Here is a 20,289-nt window from a genome sequence, read left to right as displayed (position 1 = left end):
GTCGAGGCGATAGTGATCTGATAGCGGATCGACAGCGCCGCCGGACAGACTCGTCGCGGTTGTCGGTGACGACATCCGACGGGGGCGGTGCGCCCGTCCGGTCGTGAGGTCGGGCGAGCGCACCGATGTCGGAAGGTGGAACCGGGCCGCGCGGAGCGGCGTCAGCGACGGCCGACGGTGAGCACCGGCTTGGTGACCTCGGCGAAGAAGTCGTTGCCCTTGTCGTCGACCACGATGAAGGCCGGGAAGTCCTCCACCTCGATCCGCCAGACCGCCTCCATGCCCAGCTCCGGGTATTCGAGCACCTCGACGTGCTTGATGCAGTCCTGGGCCAGTCGGGCCGCCGGGCCGCCGATCGAGCCGAGGTAGAACCCGCCGTGGGTGTGGCAGGAGCGGGTGACCTGGGCGGACCGGTTGCCCTTGGCCAGCATCACCATCGAGCCGCCGGCCGCCTGGAACTTCTCCACGTAGGCGTCCATTCGCCCGGCGGTGGTGGGGCCGAACGAGCCGGAGGCGTAGCCCTCGGGGGTCTTGGCCGGGCCGGCGTAGTAGACCGCGTGGTCGCGCAGATATTGCGGCATCGGCTCGCCCGCGTCCAGCCGCTCGGCGATCTTGGCGTGCGCGATGTCCCGCGCGACGACCAGCGGGCCGGTCAGGGACAGGCGCGTCTTCACCGGGTACTTCGACAGCTCGGCGCGGATCTCGTCCATCGGCCGGTTCAGGTCGACGCGGACGACGGTCTCGGTGTCAAGCGTCTCGTCGGTGACGTCGGGAAGGTAGCGGGCCGGGTCGGTTTCGAGGCGCTCCAGCCACACGCCCGACGGGGTGATCTTGGCAACCGCCTGCCGGTCGGCGGAGCAGGAGACCGCGATGGCGACCGGGCAGGACGCGCCGTGCCGGGGCAGCCGGACCACCCGCACGTCGTGGCAGAAGTAGCGCCCACCGAACTGCGCGCCGATGCCGAAGTTGCGGGTCAGCTCCAGCACCTCCGCCTCCAGCTCCAGGTCGCGGAAACCGTGCGCGCTCATCGAGCCCTGGGTCGGCAGCGCGTCCAGGTACTTCGCGGAGGCGTACTTGGCGGTCTTCAACGCGTACTCCGCGGAGGTGCCGCCGATGACGACGGCCAGGTGGTAGGGCGGGCAGGCGGCGGTGCCGATCAGCCGCAGCTTCTCCTCCAGGAACTGCATCATCCGCGTCGGATTCAACAGCGCCTTGGTCTCCTGGTAGAGGTAGGACTTGTTGGCCGAGCCCCCGCCCTTGGCCATGAACAGGAACTTGTACGCGTCCGGGTGGCCGTCCGGGTCCTCGGCGTACAGGTCCACCTGGGCCGGCAGGTTGCTGCCGGTGTTCCGCTCGTCCCACATGGTCAGCGGCGCGAGCTGCGAGTAACGCAGGTTCAGCTTCGTGTACGCCTGGTAGACGCCGCGCGAGATCGCCTCCGCGTCGGTGCCGTCGGTGAGCACGTGCCGGCCGCGCTTGCCCATCACGATCGCGGTGCCGGTGTCCTGGCACATCGGCAGCACGCCACCGGCCGCGATGTTGGCGTTGCGCAGCAGGTCGAGCGCGACGAACCGGTCGTTCGGCGAGGCCGCCGGGTCGTCGATGATCGACCGGAGCTGGGCCAGGTGGGCCGGGCGCAGGAAGTGGGCGATGTCGTGCATGGCCTCGGCGGTCAACGCGGTCAGCGCGGCCGGCTCCACGGTGAGGAAGCGGCGACCACCCGGGCCGTTGACGACGTCCACGCCCTCGTCGGTGACCAGGCGATATTCCGTCTGGTCGGGACCGGTCGGCAGGAGGGGCGCGTACGCGAAGGCGGCGGCACTGCTCATGACCGAAAAGCCTAGGGCAGAGCAGTCGATCGGTGACACCCGCCGGTGGGGTCCTGGGACGCCGATCTCACCCGGCGTCACTTCCCGTCGGCGCAGAGTTCCTTCTTCGGCCCGCAGTCGCCCCGGCCGCCCGGGGGACGCCAGGTGTCGCCCGGGTCGGGCGCCGGCACGGCACCCTGGTCGGCCGGCGGCGCACCGGCGCCACCGGTGCCCCAGCGGACGTACCCGATCTCCCGCCCCTCCCCGACGATCATGCCGTTCGGGCCGACCGCCAGCGCGTTCGCCGACGTGCGCAGCTCGGCCAGCACCCGACCGCCGCGTGGCTCGACAGCGACCAGCCGGGACGGTTTCTCCTCCGTGATCACCACCGCGTACGGGGTCAGGGCCGCGCCGCTCTTCTGACCGGCCGGCCGGGTCCACCGGGTCCGGTCGGCGGACAGCTCGCGGCCGAGCAGCGAGTCCTTGTCGGCGCTGCGCACCACCGCGTACCGGTCGTCGACGGCGAGCAGCTTCTCGCCCTCCGCGCCCACCTGGAGCAGCCGGCCGTCGTAGCCGTCGAGCACCGCCTCCCGGCCGTCCGGGGCCACCCCGATGAGCACGTTGCGGGCACCCTGCGGGTCCTCCCGCTGCACGCAGCCGGCGGCGTCCGCGGTACGCAGGTTGATCCCGGCCCGCCGCCACACCTGCTGGCCGGTGGCCGGGTCGACGGCGGTGACGACGAAGTAGCAGCTCCCGTCGCGGGAGGTGGCCGCGACCCGGAGCAGCCGGCCGCCGACCACCGCGAGCCGCTCCTCCCGACCGGGCTGGACGTTCTGGAGCACCCGGCCGGTGGCGGTGTCCACCACGTGCACCCGGCCGTCGACCGGGAAGCCGAGCAGCGGCGGGACCGACTCCGGTCCGGCCACCCCGCCGTCGATACGGGTCGCGCCCAGCCGGCGGGTGCCGAGCAGCTCCGGATTGTCGGCGAGCACTCCGCTGTGCACGCCGGGCAGGAACGCGCTCCACAGCGGAGCGGTCCCGCGCGGGTCCCAGGCCCGCAGCGTGCAGTCGGTGGCCTGCACGCAGTACGCGTCGAGCAGCAGGTTGCGGTACGTCCAGACGGCGATCGCGCGCTCGTCGCGTCGGCGGGTCACGCCGGTGGTCGGGTCGAGGACCTCGTACCCCTTGTCGAGCAGCTTGCCCACGGCGACGACCGACTCCCGGCCGCTGCCGGCCACCGCCGACCAGTCGGCCTTGCGCTCCCAGAGCTGGCTGCCGTCGGCGAGCTTGCGGGCCTCGATCCGGGTGCGCTGCTCGACGATCACGGTGTCACCCGCGATGGTGACGCTGCGCGGGGTGCCACCGACGCGTTGCTGCCAGACCACGTCCGGCTCGGAGATCGGCTTGCTCCGGTCGACCCAGTCCCAGAGGCGGGGGAAGGGGTTCCAGACGCCGGTGGCGGCGAGCACGACCACGGTGATGAGCCCGAGCAGCAACCAGCCGCGTATGCCTAGGCCCTTCACACCGGACACGGTAGCGACGATCACCGTTCCCCGGGCTCCGTGCGGGGCGTGTCGCGCCGCTTCTTGCCCGGCCCGAGGTGTTAGAGGGGGCCCCGTCTCTACCGGAGGCGTTAAGCGGGGGCCCTTCCTTCGCCTCTGGCGGCGGAGCGCACGAGGGGCAGCGTGCGGTAGGGGATCTGCTCGGCCAACGCGATGATGGTGGAGGCGCGCCGGATGCCCTCCGAGGCGACGATCTGGTCGATGACCCGCTGGAGGTCGGTGTTCGACCGGGCCACGATGCGGCAGAGCAGGTCGCTGGAGCCGGTGATGGTGTGCGCCTCCAGCACCTCCGGGATGGCGGCCAGGTGCGCGGTGACCTGGTCGTGGCCGTGCCGCTGGCTGATCTCCAGGGTGACGAAGCTGGTCACCCCGAAACCGATCGCGGCCGGGGAGATCTCCGGCCCGAAGCCGCCCACCACGCCACGGCCGACCAGCTTGTCGAGCCGGGCCTGCACGGTGCCCCGGGCCACGCCGAGCCGCCGGGAGCATTCCAGCACCCCGATCCGAGGTTCCTCGGCGAGCAGTTCGATCAAGCGCGCGTCCAACTCGTCGAGCTGTACATCCTGACCAGTGTTCACGGTGGTTGACGATACCGAATGCGCAACCTGACCAGGAAAACCACTAACTATTGCCCAACCGGAGGCGGTCCGGAGATGCTCGCCGGAAGCACATCCACGGCGGCCCACGAGGCCGGCCGGTACGCGAGGGAGGCCACCATGACCCAGGCGATCGACCGACCCCAGTTGACCGAGGAGGTCGACGCCGACGTGCTCGTCGGCGCCGTCAACCACGACATCAGCCGGGACCCGTTCCCGGTCAAGGGCCTCGACCACCTGCACTTCCTGGTCGGCAACGCCAAGCAGGCGGCGCACTACTACTCCACCGCCTACGGCATGACCTGCGTGGCGTACCGGGGCCCGGAGCAGGGCTACCGGGACCACGCCCAGTACGTGTTGACCAGCGGCTCGGCCCGGTTCGTGCTGACCGGCGTGGTGCGTCCGGGCGCCGACGGCGAGGCGCACGTGGCGAAGCACAGCGACGGCATCTCCGACATCGCGCTGGAGGTGCCGGACGTGGACGCCGCGTACGCGCACGCCACCGCGCAGGGCGCGACCGGCCTGCTGGAGCCGCACGACGTCAGCGACGAGCACGGCACCGTCCGGATGGCGGCCATCGGCGCGTACGGCGACACCCGGCACACGCTCGTCGACCGGTCCCGTTACACCGGGCCGTTCCTGCCCGGCTTCGTGGCCCGCGCCCCGATCGTGGACCGCCAGCCGATGATCGACGCCGGCCTCCAGCCGAAGCGCTTCTTCCAGGCCGTCGACCACGTGGTCGGCAACGTGGAGCTGGGCCGGATGGACGAGTGGGTCGAGTTCTACAAGCGGGTCATGGGCTTCAGCAACATGGCCGAGTTCATCGGCGACGACATCGCCACCGACTACTCCGCGCTGATGAGCAAGGTGGTGGCCAGCGGCACCCGCAAGGTGAAGTTCCCGCTCAACGAGCCGGCGGTGGCCCGCAAGAAGTCGCAGATCGACGAGTACCTGGAGTTCTACCAGGGCCCCGGCGCCCAGCACGTCGCGGTGGCCACCAACGACATCCTGGCCAGCGTGGACGCCATGCGGGCGGCCGGCGTCGAGTTCCTGGACACCCCGGACTCCTACTACCAGGACCCGGAGCTGCGCGCCCGCATCGGCAACGTACGGGTGCCGATCGAGGAGCTCCAGTCCCGCAAGATCCTGGTGGACCGGGACGAGGACGGCTACCTGCTCCAGATCTTCACCAAGCCGGTGCAGGACCGCCCCACCGTCTTCTTCGAGTTGATCGAGCGCCACGGCTCCCTCGGCTTCGGCAAGGGCAACTTCAAGGCCCTGTTCGAGGCGATCGAGCGGGAGCAGGAGAAGCGCGGCAATCTGTGACACTGTCCGCGTGACCCAGCCTCCCCCGAACACGACGCCGCCGCCCGCCGGGCCCCCGCCCGTGGGCGGCGGCTTCGCGCCGCCCAGCGGCCCGGCGGTGCCCGCACAGCCCGTCCCGCAGACGTACCCGCCGCTCCCCGGCTACCCGCCACCCCCACCCGGGTACGCCCCGCATGCCGTGCCCCGGCCACCGGCCCTGGCTCCGAACGGCCAGCCGCTGGCCGGGTTCGGCGAGCGGCTGGTGGCCTGGCTGATCGACACGGCGGTCGCCACGGCGGTGGCGATGGTGCTCTTCGCGCCCGTGTTCATCTGGCTCGTCCTCCGCATGATCGACCGGATGCCGGCGCCCGGCCCGGACGGCACCGTGGCCGAGCCCGACCCGTTGGTGATCTTCGGCGACTTCCTCCTGCCGGTGCTCCTGGCCGAGCTGGGGCTGTTCCTCCTGCTGCTGGTCTTCTACTGGCTCTACCACGTGGAGTACGCCCGCCGGACCGGGCAGACGCTCGGCAAGAAGGTGATGAACCTGCGGATCATTCCGGCGCGACCCGACGCCACGCTGACCCGGGGCATGCTCGGCAAGCGCTACCTGGTCGAGTTCGTCGCCGCCTCGCTGGTGCCGTTCCTCAACTACCTCGACGGCCTCTGGCAGCTCTGGGACAAGCCCTGGCAGCAGTGCCTGCACGACAAGGCCGCCGGCACGGTCGTCGTTAAGGTGGCACCGTGAGCGTGAGGAGCGAGCCGGGCCTGCGAGCCCCGCAGTCGCGAACTGAGGGGAGCCCTGTGAGCGTGAACGAGTGCAGCGAGGCATGTCCGTGAGTCTGGAACCTGGCTGGTACGTCGACCCCGCCGAACCGGAGACCCGCCGCTGGTGGGACGGGGAGGGCTGGATCGGTGCGCCGATCCCGGTCGACGTCACCCCGCCCGACGGTCCACCGCCCGCCGAGCCCGAACCGGCCGCCACGACGCCGGCCGCCGGCTCCGCCCCCGACCGGCCGACCTCCGGCGCGCCGGGTGGCCCCACCGGTCAGCCGGCCGGGTCGGTCCCGTCGGGTCAACCCGGCCCCGGGTGGGGACAGCCCGGGCAGCCGGGCCAGGCGGGCCCGTGGCCCGGACAGCCGGGTCAACCCGGCCAGGCCGGACCGTGGCCCGGACAGCCGGGGCAGCCGGGACAGCCGGGACAGCCGGGGCAGCCGGGACCGTGGCCCGGACAGGCCGGGCAGCAGGGGCCGCCGCCGGGGTGGCCGTACCCGCAGTGGCCGGGCCGGCCGCCGGTGCCGCGTCCGCACGGGCTGCCGCTCGCCTCGTACGGTGCCCGGCTGGTCGCCCGCCTCATCGACCTGGGCGTGGTGTTCCTGCTCAACGTGGTGGTCAACGGCTGGTTCGTCTACCGCTACTTCGAGGCGATCGAGCCCTACCTGCGGGAGACGATGCGTCGGGCGTTGAACGGCGACACCTCCACCGAGGGGCTGCCCCAGATCGACGACCAGGCCGGCGGGTTGCAGGTCGCCATCCTGCTGATCGCCACCGCGCTCTGGTTCGCGTACGAGGTGCCGTCGATGGCGGCGCGCGGGCAGACGTTCGGCAAGCGGGTGGCCCGCGTACGCGCGGTGTCGGTCGACGCGGACCAGCCGCTCGGCTTCGGCCGGGCCACCCGGCGGTGGAGCACGATGGGCCTGCCCACGCTGCTCTGGTACTGCTGCGGGCTGGGCCTGCTGCTCCAGTTCGTCGACGCCGTCTCGCCCCTGTTCGACCAGCCGCTGCGGCAGGCGCTGCACGACAAGCGGGCGCAGACCGTGGTGGTCCAACTCCCCCGCAACCGGCCCGACCCCCGTACCGCCCCGCGCGACCGCGCCGACCCCCCGGGAGACACCCCATGACCGAGACCGGACGTCACCAGCCTCCGCTGCGGCTCACCCGCGTCGACCTGGACGCGCTGCCCAACTACGTGCCCGGCCGCAGCCCCGCCGACCTGGCCCGGGAGCTGGGCCTGCCCGAGGCGATCAAGCTGGCCAGCAACGAGGTGCCGTACGGCCCGCTGCCCGGCGTGGTGGAGGCGGTCACCGAGGCGGTCGCCGGTTCGCACCGCTACCCGGACATGGGCGTGGTCGCGCTGCGTCAGGCGCTCGCCGAGCGCTACGGCGTGGACGCCGACCGGATCGCCACCGGCTGCGGTTCGGTGGCGCTGGCCGAGCACCTGGTCCGGGCCACCTGTCTGCCCGGTGACGAGCTGCTCTACTCGTGGCGCTCGTTCGAGGCGTACCCGATCATCGCGGCGACCAGCGGCGCGACCAGCGTGCGGGTGCCGAACGACGCCGGCCACGGGCACGACCTCGCGGCGATGGCGGCGGCGGTGACCGACCGGACCCGGATGATCCTGGTCTGCAACCCGAACAACCCCACCGGTACGGCGGTGCGCAAGGCCGAGCTGGACCGCTTCCTCGACACGGTGCCGGACGACGTGCTCGTGGTGATCGACGAGGCGTACCGGGAGTTCGTCACCGACGCCGAGGTGCCGGACGGCCTGAGCTACCTGGACCGGCCGAACGTCGCCGTGCTGCGCACGCTGTCCAAGGCGTGGGGCCTGGCCGGCCTGCGGATCGGCTGGCTGGTGGCCGCGCCGGCCGTGGCCGCCGCCGTCCGCAAGGTGGTCACCCCGTTCTCCACCAGCATGGCCGCCCAGGCCGGCGCGCTGGCCGCGCTCGCCCAGGCCGACGAGGTGCAGCGGCGCTGCGCGCTGGTGGTGGCCGAGCGGGACCGGGTCACCGAGGCGCTGCGCAAGTTCGTGCCGGACGTCCCGGACAGCCAGGCCAACTTCGTCTGGCTGCCGCTGGGCGACCGGGCGATCGAGTTCGGCAAGGCGTGCGAGGCGCGCGGCGTGATCGTGCGGCCGTTCCCCGGCGACGGCGTACGGGTCACCATCGGCACCCCGGCCGAGAACGACGCGTTCCTGGCCGCCGCCGAGGCCGCCCTCGCCTGACGTGCAAGGCGGGGCCCCTGCTTAACGCCTGGCGTCGAGAAGGGGCCCCTTCTCACCGGCCGGCGCCGGCCGTTCAGGTGGAAGCGAGCAGCACCGGCTCGGCCATCAGGAACCAGCCCTGGTCGTCGTCGGTCTCGGTGGCGTGCTCCCGCACCCGTTCCACCGCCACGTAGCCGTCCACCGCGTACGCCCGGCCCGGCCGCCACCCGATCCCGTCCCGCCCGACGTCCAGCACGAACTCCGACCGGGAGGCGCCGGTGAGCGGGTCCAGCGTGACCAGTTCCCGCCGGTCGGTCAGCAGATGCACCCGGCCCGGCTCCTGGGCGAGCACCCGGGCCGGGTGGACGTCGGCCCGGCGCCACAGCTCCTCGCCGGTGCGGGGGGACCGCCCGACCACCACGCCGCCGGACGTGTCCACCACCCGCTCGCCGTCCAGCACCGAGCCGGGGGCGTCCAGGCCCGGCGCGGCCACCGGCTGGCCGGGATCCGTCACCAGCCAGCCCCGGCTGTGCTCGCCGCCCGGCCCGGCGGTACGCAGACCACGACAGCCGGAGTGCCCGTCGCGGCAGCCGACCGGCGTGACCACGAGTTGGCCCGGCGCGTCCGGTGGCTGCCAGCGGGTCCGTACCGCGCCGGTCGCCGCGTCCCGCAGCTCGACCGCGGCCGGTCCCGCGCAGGTGTCCACCCCGACCAGGTCGCCGCTCGCGGTGCTGCCCACGTCGGTCCGGCAGCCCCGGCCGACGTCGGCACGCCAGAGCCGGCGGCCGTCGGCCAGCGCGTATCCGCCGACCGCGCCCGGACCGGCGGCGAGTAGCACGTCGAGGCCGTCGGCGGTGCGGGCGACGTGCAGGCCGGCCGGGCCCCAGACCGTGGCCGCGAACGTGCGGCGGGGCTCCGGCACCGACCCCGGCACCGGGCCGTCGGCCCGCCAGGCCACCCGCCCGGTACGCGCGTCCAGCGCCACCAGCTTCCCGTCGGACCAGCGGCTGACCACCGTGGTGCCCTCGGCGAGCACCCCGACCAGCGTCGCCGGCCACCGGCGGTAGGACCAGAACGGGGTCACCCGGTGCCGGCCGGTGACCGGCTGGTCCGCGTACACCTGGCGGGTGCCGGCGTAGACGCGGAGCCGGCCGTCCACGACCAGCGGCGCCACCGGCAGCCGCCCGATCACCCCGACGGTCGGGGCGGGCGCCTCCGGGTACGGGTCCCGGGCCACGGTCTCGACCTCGGCCGGAGCCAGCACCCGGGCGACCACGGCGACCGACGCCGCGACGGCCAGCACCGCCACCACGGCCCGCCGCCTGCCGGCCTTCGCCATCCGCCACCTCCGCCCCGGCACCCTACCGGCCGGGGCCGGGCCGTGATCCGGTCGCCCGGCCGACGGCCGGGCGGCACGGCGACCGGTGGCCCGGGAGGCCCGCTCACCCGCTACGGCGGCGAGCGGTCGGGCGGCTCAGGCCGCCTCGGTGGAGCGGGTGGGACCGGCGGCCAGCGCCAGGTCGGCCAGGTCGCGCCGGAGCGCGCTGTCCACCGCCCGGGCGGCCAGGCCGCCGAGGATCAGCGCCAGCACCCGGCCGTACGGCCGGTTCGGCACCGCCTCCTGCTCGACGGTGACCTCGGTGCAGCCGCGCCGCCGACGCTCGACGGTGCGCAACGTGAAGGTGATCCGGTAGTCGACGCCGGACCCGGGTGAGCCGAGCACCAGGCGGCGCGGGGCGACGGCCTCGACCACCTCGAACTCCTCCGGCTCGGCCCCGCCGTCCGGGCGGAGGCGGGTCTCCCGCCAGGTGGTGCCCGGCCCGAACGCACCGGCGGTGAGCACCTCGACCGCGCCGACCGCGGAGAGCCAGTCGGCGCGCGCCGGGAGGTCGGTGAGCAGGCGCCAGAGGTCGGCGTCCTGCGCCTCGATGAAGGCGGAAACGGTCACCGTCGACATGGCACCTCCCGTGTCGTCCACGGTACGGCCCGTCACCGATGTGGGGGAGCCCCACCGTGACATTTCCGCCGCCGGTGCCCCACGGCGGGACACCGGGCCACCGTGGTCGGTCAGTCGCGGAAGGCGTCGCGTCGCAACGCCGTGACGAACGCGCTCCACCCCGGCGGGCTCACCGCGAGCGCCGGACCGGTCGGGTCCTTGGAGTCGCGTACGCCCACCACGCCGTGCGCGGCCACCACGTTCGTGGCCACCTCGACGCAGAGGCCCTGATCGTTGGAACGGCTGCTGGTACGCCACACGGCACCGATCAACTCGGTCATGCTCGGTCCTTCCTCTGCTTCCTCCTGGGTGCGCCCCGGGCCGGCACCGCCCCGGCGCACCCGATCCGCGTCGATCAACGCGCGAGGAAACGGCCCCGGTCGCACAGTGGGTGCGACCAGGGCCGTGGGCTCGGAAAGCCGGATCTCAGCGGGCCGGGAGGACCGTCCCGGTGACCTCGCCGAGCGCGATCGTGGTGCCGTCCGGTCCCGGCGCGGTGGCGGTGATCGTCACCGTGTCGCCGTCCTCCAGGAACGTCCGCTGGCTGCCGTCGGCGAACTTCACCGGCTCGGACCCGCCCCAGGTGAGTTCCAGGAACGAGCCGACCTGGCCGCGTTCCGGCCCGGACACGGTGCCGGAGGCGTAGAGGTCGCCGGTGCGCAGCGACGCCCCGTTGACGGTGAGGTGCGCGAGCTGCTGGGCCGGTGTCCAGTACATGGTGGCGAACGGCGGCTCGGCCACCCGCTCGCCGTTCCACTCCACCGACAGCGTCAGGTCCAGCCCGAGGTGCGGGATGTCCCGGAGGTACTCCTGCACCGGCGGGTCCTGGTCGGGGGCGGGCACGAACGCGTCGGCGAGCGCGTCCAGCGGCGTGACCCAGCCGGCGACCGAGGTGGCGAACGACTTGCCCAGGAACGGGCCGAGGGGTTGGTACTCCCAGGCCTGGATGTCCCGGGCCGACCAGTCGTTGACCAGCACCACGCCGAAGACGTGGTCGGCGAAGTCGGCCACCGGCACCGGATCGCCGAGCCGACTCGGCACGCCGACCACGAAGCCGACCTCGGCCTCGATGTCGAGGCGTACGGAGGCGCCGGTGGTGGGGCCCTGGGCGCTGGCCCGCTGCCCGGTGGGGCGGACCACGGGCGTGCCGGAGACGACCACCGTGCCGGCCCGGCCGTGGTAGCCGATCGGCACGTGCTTCCAGTTCGGCAGCAGCGGCGGCTGGCCGGGCCGGAAGATCTGGCCGACGTTCGAGGCGTGGTGCTCCGAGGAGTAGAAGTCGACGTAGTCCGCCACCTCGAACGGCAGCACCAGCTCGATCTCACCCACCGGCACCAGCAGCGGCTCCACCGCCGGCCGGTGCGCCGGATCGGTGAGCAGCTCGGTGACGCGCTCCCGGACGGCGGTCCACTGCGGCCGGCCGAGCGCCAGGAACGCGTTCAACTGCTGCCGGCCCAGCGCGCCGCCGGCCAGCACCAGACCGGCGGCCTCCGCGCCGGCCAGGTCCAGCACGAGGTCGCCGATGCGGACACCGACGCGCGGCTCGCGGTCGCCGTGCCGGAACACGCCGTACGGCAGGTTCGTCACCCCGTACGGCGAGCCCGCCGCCCCCTCAACCCACGTCATGAGTCGTAGCCTCCGTTCACCAGCCCCAGCCGGATCAGATCGGTAAGTGGTTCGGAGATGCTGCACGACCCGTACCCGACCCAGAGCGGGCGTTGCGCCTCGCGCCGGCCCCGGGCCGCCTCGACCACGCGCACCACGTCGGTGACGGCCAGCAGCTCGGCCACGCCGTCCACGTCGGCGCCGTCGACCGCGGCCAGCGTGGCGGCCAGCACGTTGACGAAACCGTGGTGGGTGAAGCCGGTCTCCGGGTCGCGGTGCCGGATCGCGTGGTGCAGCCCGGCGGTGAGCTTGAACGGCAGGTCGCGGTCCCGGCAGGCGCAGATGACGGCGGCCAGCTCGACCGGGGTCGGGAACAGCTCGGCGGCCAACCCGCCGGTGCGGAACTTGGCCGCCACCGACAGTCCGCCGGCCCGCGCGTCGGCGAGCGCGTCCAGCGCCCCCATCAGCCCGAAGGTCAGCGGGATCTCCGCGTAGACGGCGGTGTCGTCGAGCCGCCCGGCGAGCGCGACCAGCTCGGCGAGGCCGGGCTGCGGGTCCTCGCCCCGCTTGGCGACCGGCGCCTCGACCTGCCGGGCGGTGACGCCGTCCGGCGTCAGGGCGGCGAGCGCGGCGGGCAGCCGGTCGAGGCCGGTGTCGCCGATCAGCCCGATGACGAAGCCCTCGGCCGGGTCCACCCGGCCGTGCAGCGCGCCGTCCTCGATCTCCGAGGCGGGCAGCAGCAGCGGGCCGACCAGGCCGGCGTACCAGGCGTCCCGGTGCTGGCGGTGCGCGGTCACCGCGTCGGGCAGCGCGGCGTTGCCGGGCGGAAAGACCGCGGCGTCGTCGACCAGGCCGGTGAGGAGGCGAGGCACCTGCGTTGACACGAGAGAAGAATGTACGGGACGCTACGAGGAACGGACAACCGCGTCCGATTATCGGACGCCACTGGCCGCCCAACGGGACATAACGGAGGCGAGATGCCGTACTACCGCAGCGTGGGCGAGGTGCCCCGCAAGCGCCACACCCAGTTCCGGCAGCCCGACGGCACGCTCTACGCCGAGGAGCTGGTCGGTCAGGAGGGCTTCTCCTCCGACTCGTCGCTGCTCTACCACCGGCACGCGCCGACCGCGATCCTCGCCGCCGAGGAGTTCGCCCCGCCCACCGTCACCCGGGTGCCGAACCTGCCGCTCAAGCCGCGCCACCTGCGCACCCACAAGCTGGACGGCAGCGGCGCGGACCCGGTGCTCGGCCGGCGTTACCTGCTCGCCAACGACGACGTCCGGATCGCGTACGTGCTGGCCGACCGGCCGTCCCCGCTGTTCCGCGACGCCACCGGCGACCACTGCCTCTACCTGGAGTCCGGCTCGATGCGGGTGGAGTCGCCGTTCGGCGTGCTCGACGCGGTGGCCGGCGACTACGTCGTCATCCCCACCTCGACCATCCACCGCCTGGTGCCGACCGGAGACGAGCCGACCCGGCTGCTGGCCGTCGAGGCGTCCGGCCACATCGGCCCGCCCAAGCGCTACCTCTCCGTACGCGGGCAGTTCTTGGAGCACTCGCCCTACTGCGAGCGCGACGTCCGGGGACCGGACACCCCGCTGCTGGTCGACGGCGAGGAGGTGGAGGTGCTGGTCAAGCACCGGCGCGGATGGACCAGGTACGTCTACGCCCACCACCCGTTCGACGTGGTCGGCTGGGACGGGCACCTGTACCCGTGGGCGTTCTCCATCCACGACTTCGAGCCGATCACGGGGCGGATCCACCAGCCGCCGCCGGTGCACCAGACGTTCCAGGGCCCGAACTTCGTGATCTGCTCGTTCGTGCCGCGCAAGGTCGACTACCATCCGGCCGCCATCCCGGTGCCCTACAACCACCACAACGTCGACTCCGACGAGATGCTGTTCTACACCGGCGGCAACTACGAGGCCCGGCGCGGCTCCGGCATAGAGCAGGGCTCGATCTCGCTGCACCCGTCCGGCTTCACCCACGGTCCGCAGCCGGGTGCCGCCGAGCGGTCGATCGGGGCGGACTTCTTCGACGAGCTGGCGGTCATGGTGGACACGTTCCGCCCGCTGGACCTCTGCGACGCGGGCACCGCCTGCGAGGACGACGGCTACGCCTGGACCTGGGCGCGCAAGCCCTGACGTACGCGACGAGGGGCCACCCGGAGGCGGCCCCTCGTCACACGTCGGAGCGTCAGAACGTGGACGCGTCGATGACGAAGCGGTAGCGCACGTCGGATGCGAGCACCCGCTCGTACGCCTCGTTGATCTTCTCGGCCGGAATCACCTCGATCTCGGCGCCCAGCCCGTGCTCGGCGCAGAAGTCGAGCATCTCCTGGGTCTCCGCGATGCCACCGATGCTCGACCCGGCGAACGACCGCCGGCCCGGGATCAGCGAGAACGCGTGCACCGACAGCGGCTCCTCCGGGGCGCCGACGTTGACCAGCGTCCCGTCCACCGCGAGCAGCCGCAGGAACGCGTTCATGTCGATGGTCGCGCTCACCGTGTTGATGATCAGGTCGAACGAGCCGGCCAGTTCCGTGAACGTGTCCTCGTCGGAGGTCGCGAAGTAGTGGTCGGCGCCGAGCCGCAGCCCGTCCTCCCGCTTCTTCAGCGACTGGGACAGCACCGTCACCTCGGCGCCCATCGCGTGGGCCAGCTTCACGGCCATGTGGCCGAGACCACCCATGCCGATCACGGCCACCTTCCGGCCCGGCCCGGCGTTCCAGTGCCGCAGCGGCGAGTACGTGGTGATGCCGGCGCAGAGCAGCGGCGCGGCGGCGTCCAGCTCGATGCCGTCCGGAATGCGCAGCACGAAGTCCTCGGTGACCACGATGGCCTGCGAGTAGCCGCCCTGGGTCGGCTTGCCGTCCCGGCCCACGCCGGCGTACGTGCCGGTGCTGCCCTTCAGGCAGTACTGCTCCAGACCCTTGCGGCAGCTGTCGCACTCCCGGCAGGAGTCGACCAGGCAGCCGACGCCGACCCGGTCGCCGACGGCGAACTTCGTCACCGCGGAGCCGACCTCCCGCACCACGCCGGCGATCTCGTGGCCGACCACGATCGGGTAGCGGGTCGGGCCCCACTCGCTGCGCGCGGTGTGGATGTCGGAGTGGCAGATACCGGCGAACTTGATGTCGATGAGGACGTCGTCCGGGCCGAGGTCACGCCGCTCGATGGTGGTCGGCGTGAGCGGGTCGGTCGCGGACGTCGCCGCGTAGGCGTTGACAGTCAGCATTCGACTTTCCTACCCCCGGTTGAGCAGGGCGAATCCGGCGACCACCGAGGCCGTGACGGCGCCCACCAGCGGCCACGGGCCGCCGACCAACGCGTAGACCACCAGCAGCACCGGCGCGGCAGCCCCCGCGTAGACGGCCGGCGCCAGCCCCCGGGACATCGCGTCCCGCGCGCCGGGGAGCCGGGTCACCGGCCGCCAGGCCAGCAGCCCCACCCCGACCGCCGCCAGCACTGCGAGCAGCCGGGACGCGACCGGCGCGGTCGGTCCGAGCGCGGCGACCAGCACGGTCGCGGCCAGCGACCAGCCGGCGGCGGACAGCACGAGCCGGCGTACGCCCCCGTCGACGGCGCGCACCGGATCGGGGCCGGGCGGGGAGATGTCGGCCGCCTCGGTCAGGTGCTCCAGTGTCTCCGCGTACCGCCGTCGCTCCAGCCGGGCCACGCCCGGGTCGCGCCCCGCGCCGGCCAGCTCCGGGTCCAGCCGCAACGCCTCCCGGTAGGCCCGCTCGGCCAGGTCGAACAGCTCCAGCCGAACCGCGACCAGGCCGAGCACGAGGTGCGCCTCCGGCTCGTCCGGCGTCAGCTCGACACCCCGCCAGGCCGCGTCCAGCGCCGGCTGCCCGTTGCGCGAGGCGGACAGGATGGCGGCGGCGCTGCGCTGCGCGTACGCGTCGGTCGGGCCCAGCGCCAGGAGTTCGTCCGCGGTGCCCGCGGCGGCCTTCCAACGTTCCAGGTCGAGCAGCGCGAACCCGCGTGCGACAAGCGCCGGCGCGTTCCCCGGCGCGGCGGCGACCGCCGCCTCGGCCACCGTCAGCGCCTCGGCGGGACGACCGGCGGCGAGCTGCATCCGGGCCAGCATGGTCAGCGCGGCGAGGTGCGCGGGCTCCGCCGCGATCAGCGCGGTCAGCTCGCCGATCCCCTCGTCGTAGCGGCCCAGCTCGGCGAGGAGGTGGGCGCGTTGCAGGTAGCCGTCGGCGGCGGACTGGTCGGGGGCGGCGTCACTCGGCATCCCGGCGAGCCTAGCCGCCCCGGCTGGTCAGCTGCCCGTCAGCGCGCGGTCAGATGCTGCGGCAGGACGCGCCCGCCCCGCCCCCGCAGGTCCCGAGACTGCACCACCTGCGCAGGCCGCTGTCGTCCAGGAACAACCACCCGCAGCGTTCGTCCGGGCAGGCCCGAACCGTGAGCCGGCCCGGATCGGCGAGCAGTTGCGCGGCGCTGAACGCGGCGGCGTGCACGGGCAGCCGCAGCCCGGCGGCGAGGTCGATCCACCAGCGACCGCGCCCGTCCGCCGTCCGCCGGAACACCGCCGTCCGGGCAGCCGCTCCGGCGGCGCGGGCGACCGCGTCGAAGGCCCGACGGTCCGCCGGATCGACCAGGCTGGCGTAGAGCGCGGTCCGCAGCGTACGGGCCTCGGCGAGCACCGCCTCCGCGGTGCCGGGGTCACGTCGGGCGAGGTGCAGCAGCCGGTTCACCGACACCTCGTCGGTCAGCCCGACGTGGCCCGCCCAGACGGCGAGCGTCCGGTAGCCGCGCAGCCACTCCGCGCCAGGCAGGGGAGAGTCTCGACCCCACCCCGCGTACGTGTTGCAGAAGTCGAGCGCGGGGTGGCCGCCGACGCTCCACGGCAGGCTCTCGTCGCGGACCCGGACCTCGTACACCGGCCGCCCGGACCGCTCCAGCCGGTCGTCACCGGCGAGCACCCGGCGGTACACCTCCCGCAGCCGGGGCCCCGGCTCGACGCCGACGTCCACCGCGAGCCGCTCCCGCGTGGTGCGGTAGAGCCGCAGCGCGTCGGCCCGTCGGGCCCCCCGGTACAGCGCGGTCATCAGGACGGCCACGAGCTGTTCCCGGGTGGGGTGCCGGGCCACCAGCGGCAGTAGATCCGCGATCGCCGGCCCGTGCCGCCCCAACGCGAGCTGCGCCTCGGCGCGCAGCTCCACCGCGACCAGGCGAAGCTCCTCGACGGTTCCGTGCAGCCGGTCGCGCAGCTCGCCGTCCGCCACGTCGGCGAGCAGCGGCCCCCGCCAGAGGGCCAGCCCCCGGTCGAGCAGCCGCACCCGCGCGTCCGGCTCGGCGGTGACGCCGGCCACCCGGACCAGGTCGCCGAACTCGTCGACGTCGACCCGATGCCCGACCCGGTCGACGACGTAGCCCCCGCCCCGGGTGCCGATCCGCACCCCGTACGGGTGCAACGCGGCCCGCAACCGCCCGACGTACGTCTGCACCGCGCCCCGGGCCGCGGCCGGTGGCCGGCCGTTCCACAGCAGGTCGGCGAGCCGGTCGGTCGACACCACCCGGCCTGTGTCGAGCAGCAGCAGCCCGAGCAGGCAGCGCTCCTGACGCCGGACGCCCAGCTCGACGGTCCGGCCGTCGTGGCGGGCCTCGAACGGCCCGAGCAGGCGGAACTCCATACCGAACAGGACGGGGGGACCGGGGCCTGCGGTTGTCACCCGGCGGTGAGCGCGTGGTGGGCAGCCCGGTCGCCGGGCGGGGACGGCCGAACGATCGACCCGACTGCCGGGGCGAAAGCGGTGAGCCGGTGGTGAGCCGGCGGCACGATCCTGGTCCGGCCCCGGTCAGCAACAGGATGGAGTGACCATGCGAGTCGGGATGAGCGCCGCGGTGACGGCGGTCGTGGCGGCGGTCGTGGCGAGCCTTCCCGGTCCGGCATCCGCCGCCGACCGTTCTCCGGGCGCCTGGGTGCCCGCGCCGCAGGAGGCGTTCGAGTTGCCCGCCGGCGCCCGGTGCACGTTCGCGGTTCGGGTGGAGCCGATCGTCGACGAGGTGCGGAAGCTGACGCTGGAGACCTACCCGGACGGCTCACCGAAGCGGGAACTGTTCACCGGCGCCCTGCTCGACCGGGTGACCAACCTGGAGACCGGTGCCACCTCCACGGCCGACGCGAGCGGCACCTCGCTCGTGGTCCACGCCACGGACGGGTCGATGACCTGGTACGTCACGGGCCCGGTATTGCTCGGCTTCCGGGAGAACGCCGGCACGCTGCCGAAGGGGCTGTGGATCGTCGACGGCCAGTTCCGGGTGGCGTTCACGCCCACCTTCGACAAGACCATCACGATGCTCCACGGCACGACCCACAACGTCTGCACCGACGTGGACTGAACGCCGGCCCGGCGACCGGCGTCCCCGGTCGCCGGGTCAGGCCGTCGGCGCCTGGTACACCAGCGCCACCGCGATGCCGGCCAGTCCTTCGCCGCGCCCGGTGAAGCCCAGGCCGTCGGTGGTCGCCGCGGACACGGTGACCGGTGCGCCGACCGCCTCGGAGAGCACCCGCTGCGCCTCGTCCCGCCGCGACCCGATCCGGGGCCGGTTGCCGACCACCTGCACCGACACGTTGCCGATCACGAAACCGGCCGCCCGCACCCGGCGCGCGCTCTCGGTCAACAGCGCCACCCCGGAGGCACCGGCCCACTCCGGCTGGTCGACGCCGTAGTTGGCGCCCAGGTCGCCGAGGCCGGCGGCGGAGAGCAACGCGTTGCAGGCGGCGTGCGCCACCACGTCGGCGTCCGAGTGGCCGGCCAGGCCGTCCTGCCCCGGCCAGTGCAGGCCCGCGACCCAGCAGGGCCGACCGGCCGCGAACGCGTGCACGTCGGTGCCGACGGCCACCCGAGGAACGATCATGACGCCGAGCGTACGCGTACGCCGTGATCAAGGAGTTCGGGTCACCGTCGGGCCGGACGGCGACGCAAACCCCTTGGTCAACTCCGGAGGTCGCCGGTCAGGCGCCGGTGGCCAGGAGGTGTTCGGCCAGGGTCAGGTCGAACGGGCGGGTGATCTTCAGGGCCAGCTCGGAGCCGGGCACGCAGAACACCGTGACGCCCTGCTTCTCCACCAGGCCGGCGTCGTCGGTGAGTGGATCACCTGCCGCCCGGTGCGCGGCGGTCAGCACCGGCCGGCGGAAGCCCTGCGGCGTCTGCACCGCGCGCAGGACGGCCCGGTCGACGGTGCCGAGCACCCGCTCGACGGCGTCGACCTCCTTGATCGTGTCGACCACCGGCAGCACCGGGATCACCGCGTCGTGCCCGCCACGGACCGCCGCGGCCACCGACTCGACCAGCTCGGGCGGGGTGAGCGCCCGGGCCGCGTCATGGACCAGGACGATCTCCGGCCCGGCCGGCACGGCGGCGAGCGCCGCCGCGACGGAAGCCTGGCGTTCGGCGCCGCCCGGCACCACGGTCACCGGCGCCACCGGGGCCAGCAGCGCCCGCACCGACTCGACGTCGGCGGCCGGCGCGGCCACCACGATCGTGTGCACCGACGGCGCGGCGGCGATCCGGCGGACGGCGTGCACCAGCAGCGGCTCGCCGCCGAGCGCCCGGAGCGCCTTGGGAGCGCCGGGGCCGAGGCGTACGCCGGCACCGGCCGCAGGAACGAGGACCGCGACGTCACCGCGCGGATTGAGCTGCGCGGTCACGTCGCGGTCCTCGGTTTCGTTCATGGTGCTGCGGGTAGAGGCAGCGGTGCGGATCAGGCTTCGGTCAGCACCTTGTCGAGCAGCGACTCCGCCTCGTCCTTCGTGCTCTTCTCGGCCAGCGCGACCTCACCCACGAGGATGTCACGGGCCTTGGCGAGCATGCGCTTCTCGCCCGCCGACAGGCCCCGCTCCCGCTCCCGGCGCCACAGGTCGCGGACGACCTCGGCCACCTTCAGCGGGTTGCCGGAGGCCAGCTTCTCCAGATTTGCCTTGTAACGCCGCGACCAGTTGGTGGGCTCCTCGGTGTGCGGAGCACGGAGCACGTCGAAGACCTTGCCCAGGCCCTCTTCGCCGACCACCTCGCGCACACCCACGATCTCGGCGTTCTCGGCGGGCACCCGGACCGTCAGGTCACCCTGCGCGACCCTCAGGACGAGGTACTCCCTGGGCTCGCCCTTGATGACCCGAGTCTCGATTGCCTCGATGAGTGCGGCCCCGTGGTGGGGGTAAACAACGGTCTCGCCGACACTGAAAACCATAGGTTCGAAACCCCTTTCGCTGTGTCTAGGGTAACACGCTCAGGCACCGATGTCTCACCGCTGTCCTGATCGTTGGCGCAGCTCAGGGGCCCTGTGAGAGGTATTTCTTCGGCTTGACAGGAGGCCAAGACGATGGTTTAACCACGCTCCGTGACGAACAAATAACTACCCGGTACGGGTGACGACCGGAGCGATCAGATCTAGGGCAATGCGCTCCTTCCATGGTAGCTCCG

At 73.4% G+C, this 20,289-nt stretch carries 20 protein-coding genes; 6 read left to right on the top strand and 14 right to left on the bottom strand.

The features are described from left to right. Window positions 1–161 precede the first annotated feature (161 nt). The 3 genes from AB0B02_RS12755 to AB0B02_RS12745 form a co-directional block, all read right to left on the bottom strand. Window positions 162–1,829 (bottom strand): fumarate hydratase, encoded by a 1,668-nt coding sequence (locus AB0B02_RS12755; protein ID WP_281934474.1) that lies wholly within the window; start codon window positions 1,827–1,829, stop codon window positions 162–164. Window positions 1,830–1,906: 77 nt separating this feature from the next. After that, a complete protein-coding gene (locus tag AB0B02_RS12750) occupies window positions 1,907–3,304 on the bottom strand; it encodes a PQQ-binding-like beta-propeller repeat protein (protein WP_281934675.1) in 1,398 nt (465 codons plus the stop codon). Window positions 3,305–3,441: 137 nt separating this feature from the next. Continuing rightward, window positions 3,442–3,948 carry an Lrp/AsnC ligand binding domain-containing protein gene (locus AB0B02_RS12745; RefSeq protein WP_181570690.1) on the bottom strand — a complete coding sequence of 169 codons (507 nt, stop codon included), beginning with the start codon at window positions 3,946–3,948 and terminating at the stop codon, window positions 3,442–3,444. A 138-nt stretch (window positions 3,949–4,086) separates the two neighbouring features. Between AB0B02_RS12745 and hppD the strand changes: the two genes are divergently transcribed. The 4 genes from hppD to hisC all read left to right on the top strand — a co-directional run bounded on the left by hppD (window position 4,087) and on the right by hisC (window position 8,269). Then, window positions 4,087–5,292, top strand: a complete 1,206-nt coding sequence (gene hppD, locus AB0B02_RS12740) for a 4-hydroxyphenylpyruvate dioxygenase (protein WP_107161699.1) — start codon at window positions 4,087–4,089, stop codon at window positions 5,290–5,292. Window positions 5,293–5,302: 10 nt separating this feature from the next. Continuing rightward, window positions 5,303–6,016, top strand: a complete 714-nt coding sequence (locus tag AB0B02_RS12735; RefSeq protein WP_357299900.1) for an RDD family protein — start codon at window positions 5,303–5,305, stop codon at window positions 6,014–6,016. A gap of 88 nt (window positions 6,017–6,104) precedes the next feature. Further along, window positions 6,105–7,169, top strand: a complete 1,065-nt coding sequence (locus tag AB0B02_RS12730; RefSeq protein WP_357299895.1) for an RDD family protein — start codon at window positions 6,105–6,107, stop codon at window positions 7,167–7,169. After that, window positions 7,166–8,269, top strand: coding sequence for a histidinol-phosphate transaminase (hisC, locus tag AB0B02_RS12725; RefSeq protein ID WP_357299891.1), 1,104 nt, complete (start codon window positions 7,166–7,168; stop codon window positions 8,267–8,269). The genes AB0B02_RS12730 and hisC overlap by 4 nt, the downstream gene beginning before the upstream one ends. Before the next feature lie 73 nt (window positions 8,270–8,342). On the opposite strand, the gene AB0B02_RS12720 is transcribed toward hisC, so the two are convergent. The 5 genes from AB0B02_RS12720 to AB0B02_RS12700 form a co-directional block, all read right to left on the bottom strand. Further along, window positions 8,343–9,587, bottom strand: a complete 1,245-nt coding sequence (locus tag AB0B02_RS12720; RefSeq protein WP_357299888.1) for a PQQ-binding-like beta-propeller repeat protein — start codon at window positions 9,585–9,587, stop codon at window positions 8,343–8,345. Window positions 9,588–9,722: 135 nt separating this feature from the next. Further along, entirely contained in the window at window positions 9,723–10,205 is a 483-nt protein-coding gene (locus AB0B02_RS12715) for an SRPBCC family protein (protein WP_281934465.1), read from the bottom strand. Between the two features lie 110 nt (window positions 10,206–10,315). Beyond that, window positions 10,316–10,525, bottom strand: a complete 210-nt coding sequence (locus AB0B02_RS12710; RefSeq protein WP_281934463.1) for a DUF397 domain-containing protein — start codon at window positions 10,523–10,525, stop codon at window positions 10,316–10,318. 145 nt (window positions 10,526–10,670) lie between these two features. Beyond that, on the bottom strand, window positions 10,671–11,870 hold the full coding sequence (gene fahA, locus AB0B02_RS12705; protein ID WP_357299883.1) for a fumarylacetoacetase: 1,200 nt from the start codon (window positions 11,868–11,870) through the stop codon (window positions 10,671–10,673). After that, window positions 11,867–12,733, bottom strand: a complete 867-nt coding sequence (locus AB0B02_RS12700; RefSeq protein WP_357299880.1) for a hypothetical protein — start codon at window positions 12,731–12,733, stop codon at window positions 11,867–11,869. The genes fahA and AB0B02_RS12700 overlap by 4 nt, the downstream gene beginning before the upstream one ends. 93 nt (window positions 12,734–12,826) lie before the next feature. Between AB0B02_RS12700 and AB0B02_RS12695 the strand changes: the two genes are divergently transcribed. After that, the gene (locus AB0B02_RS12695) at window positions 12,827–13,993 is read left to right on the top strand and encodes a homogentisate 1,2-dioxygenase (RefSeq protein WP_357299877.1); all 1,167 of its coding nucleotides are present in this window, start codon (window positions 12,827–12,829) and stop codon (window positions 13,991–13,993) included. 52 nt (window positions 13,994–14,045) lie between these two features. Here the strand turns inward: AB0B02_RS12695 and AB0B02_RS12690 are convergent, their stop codons facing one another. Genes AB0B02_RS12690 through AB0B02_RS12680 form a run of 3 tightly spaced genes read right to left on the bottom strand, consistent with a single transcriptional unit; the run spans window position 14,046 to window position 17,496 of the window. Next, window positions 14,046–15,086: an NAD(P)-dependent alcohol dehydrogenase gene (locus AB0B02_RS12690; protein WP_281934457.1), complete on the bottom strand. Its 1,041-nt coding sequence runs from the start codon at window positions 15,084–15,086 to the stop codon at window positions 14,046–14,048. 9 nt (window positions 15,087–15,095) lie between these two features. Then, a complete protein-coding gene (locus AB0B02_RS12685) occupies window positions 15,096–16,094 on the bottom strand; it encodes a tetratricopeptide repeat protein (protein ID WP_357299873.1) in 999 nt (332 codons plus the stop codon). Between the two features lie 49 nt (window positions 16,095–16,143). Next, entirely contained in the window at window positions 16,144–17,496 is a 1,353-nt protein-coding gene (locus AB0B02_RS12680) for a BTAD domain-containing putative transcriptional regulator (RefSeq protein WP_357299871.1), read from the bottom strand. A 187-nt stretch (window positions 17,497–17,683) separates the two neighbouring features. On the opposite strand from AB0B02_RS12680, the gene AB0B02_RS12675 reads away from it, so the two are divergent. After that, window positions 17,684–18,205 carry a hypothetical protein gene (locus AB0B02_RS12675; protein WP_357299867.1) on the top strand — a complete coding sequence of 174 codons (522 nt, stop codon included), beginning with the start codon at window positions 17,684–17,686 and terminating at the stop codon, window positions 18,203–18,205. Window positions 18,206–18,241: 36 nt separating this feature from the next. On the opposite strand, the gene ispF is transcribed toward AB0B02_RS12675, so the two are convergent. From ispF to AB0B02_RS12660, 3 genes are all read right to left on the bottom strand, one after another. Further along, entirely contained in the window at window positions 18,242–18,724 is a 483-nt protein-coding gene (ispF, locus tag AB0B02_RS12670; protein ID WP_357299864.1) for a 2-C-methyl-D-erythritol 2,4-cyclodiphosphate synthase, read from the bottom strand. 97 nt (window positions 18,725–18,821) lie between these two features. After that, the gene (ispD, locus tag AB0B02_RS12665) at window positions 18,822–19,517 is read right to left on the bottom strand and encodes a 2-C-methyl-D-erythritol 4-phosphate cytidylyltransferase (RefSeq protein ID WP_357300192.1); all 696 of its coding nucleotides are present in this window, start codon (window positions 19,515–19,517) and stop codon (window positions 18,822–18,824) included. A gap of 53 nt (window positions 19,518–19,570) precedes the next feature. Beyond that, on the bottom strand, window positions 19,571–20,056 hold the full coding sequence (locus AB0B02_RS12660; RefSeq protein ID WP_091610855.1) for a CarD family transcriptional regulator: 486 nt from the start codon (window positions 20,054–20,056) through the stop codon (window positions 19,571–19,573). Between the last annotated feature and the right edge of the window lie 233 nt (window positions 20,057–20,289).

Source organism: Micromonospora sp. NPDC049240, assembly GCF_040647835.1.
Taxonomy (GTDB): Bacteria; Actinomycetota; Actinomycetes; order Mycobacteriales; family Micromonosporaceae; genus Micromonospora.
The sequence above is the reverse complement of the archived record's forward strand: the minus strand, read 5'-3'. Positions and strand labels throughout refer to the sequence as shown.

What these genes read in the sequence shown, in the direction of transcription:
- AB0B02_RS12680 (WP_357299871.1), bottom strand. Translation starts at nt 17,496, where the DNA reads ATGGAGTTCCGCCTGCTCGGGCCGTTCGAGGCCCGCCACGACGGCCGG.
- fahA (WP_357299883.1), bottom strand. Translation starts at nt 11,870, where the DNA reads ATGACGTGGGTTGAGGGGGCGGCGGGCTCGCCGTACGGGGTGACGAAC.
- AB0B02_RS12660 (WP_091610855.1), bottom strand. Translation starts at nt 20,056, where the DNA reads ATGGTTTTCAGTGTCGGCGAGACCGTTGTTTACCCCCACCACGGGGCC.
- AB0B02_RS12720 (WP_357299888.1), bottom strand. Translation starts at nt 9,587, where the DNA reads ATGGCGAAGGCCGGCAGGCGGCGGGCCGTGGTGGCGGTGCTGGCCGTC.
- AB0B02_RS12690 (WP_281934457.1), bottom strand. Translation starts at nt 15,086, where the DNA reads ATGCTGACTGTCAACGCCTACGCGGCGACGTCCGCGACCGACCCGCTC.
- hppD (WP_107161699.1), top strand. Translation starts at nt 4,087, where the DNA reads ATGACCCAGGCGATCGACCGACCCCAGTTGACCGAGGAGGTCGACGCC.
- AB0B02_RS12755 (WP_281934474.1), bottom strand. Translation starts at nt 1,829, where the DNA reads ATGAGCAGTGCCGCCGCCTTCGCGTACGCGCCCCTCCTGCCGACCGGT.
- AB0B02_RS12675 (WP_357299867.1), top strand. Translation starts at nt 17,684, where the DNA reads ATGCGAGTCGGGATGAGCGCCGCGGTGACGGCGGTCGTGGCGGCGGTC.
- AB0B02_RS12715 (WP_281934465.1), bottom strand. Translation starts at nt 10,205, where the DNA reads ATGTCGACGGTGACCGTTTCCGCCTTCATCGAGGCGCAGGACGCCGAC.
- hisC (WP_357299891.1), top strand. Translation starts at nt 7,166, where the DNA reads ATGACCGAGACCGGACGTCACCAGCCTCCGCTGCGGCTCACCCGCGTC.
- ispF (WP_357299864.1), bottom strand. Translation starts at nt 18,724, where the DNA reads ATGATCGTTCCTCGGGTGGCCGTCGGCACCGACGTGCACGCGTTCGCG.
- AB0B02_RS12710 (WP_281934463.1), bottom strand. Translation starts at nt 10,525, where the DNA reads ATGACCGAGTTGATCGGTGCCGTGTGGCGTACCAGCAGCCGTTCCAAC.
- AB0B02_RS12685 (WP_357299873.1), bottom strand. Translation starts at nt 16,094, where the DNA reads ATGCCGAGTGACGCCGCCCCCGACCAGTCCGCCGCCGACGGCTACCTG.
- AB0B02_RS12695 (WP_357299877.1), top strand. Translation starts at nt 12,827, where the DNA reads ATGCCGTACTACCGCAGCGTGGGCGAGGTGCCCCGCAAGCGCCACACC.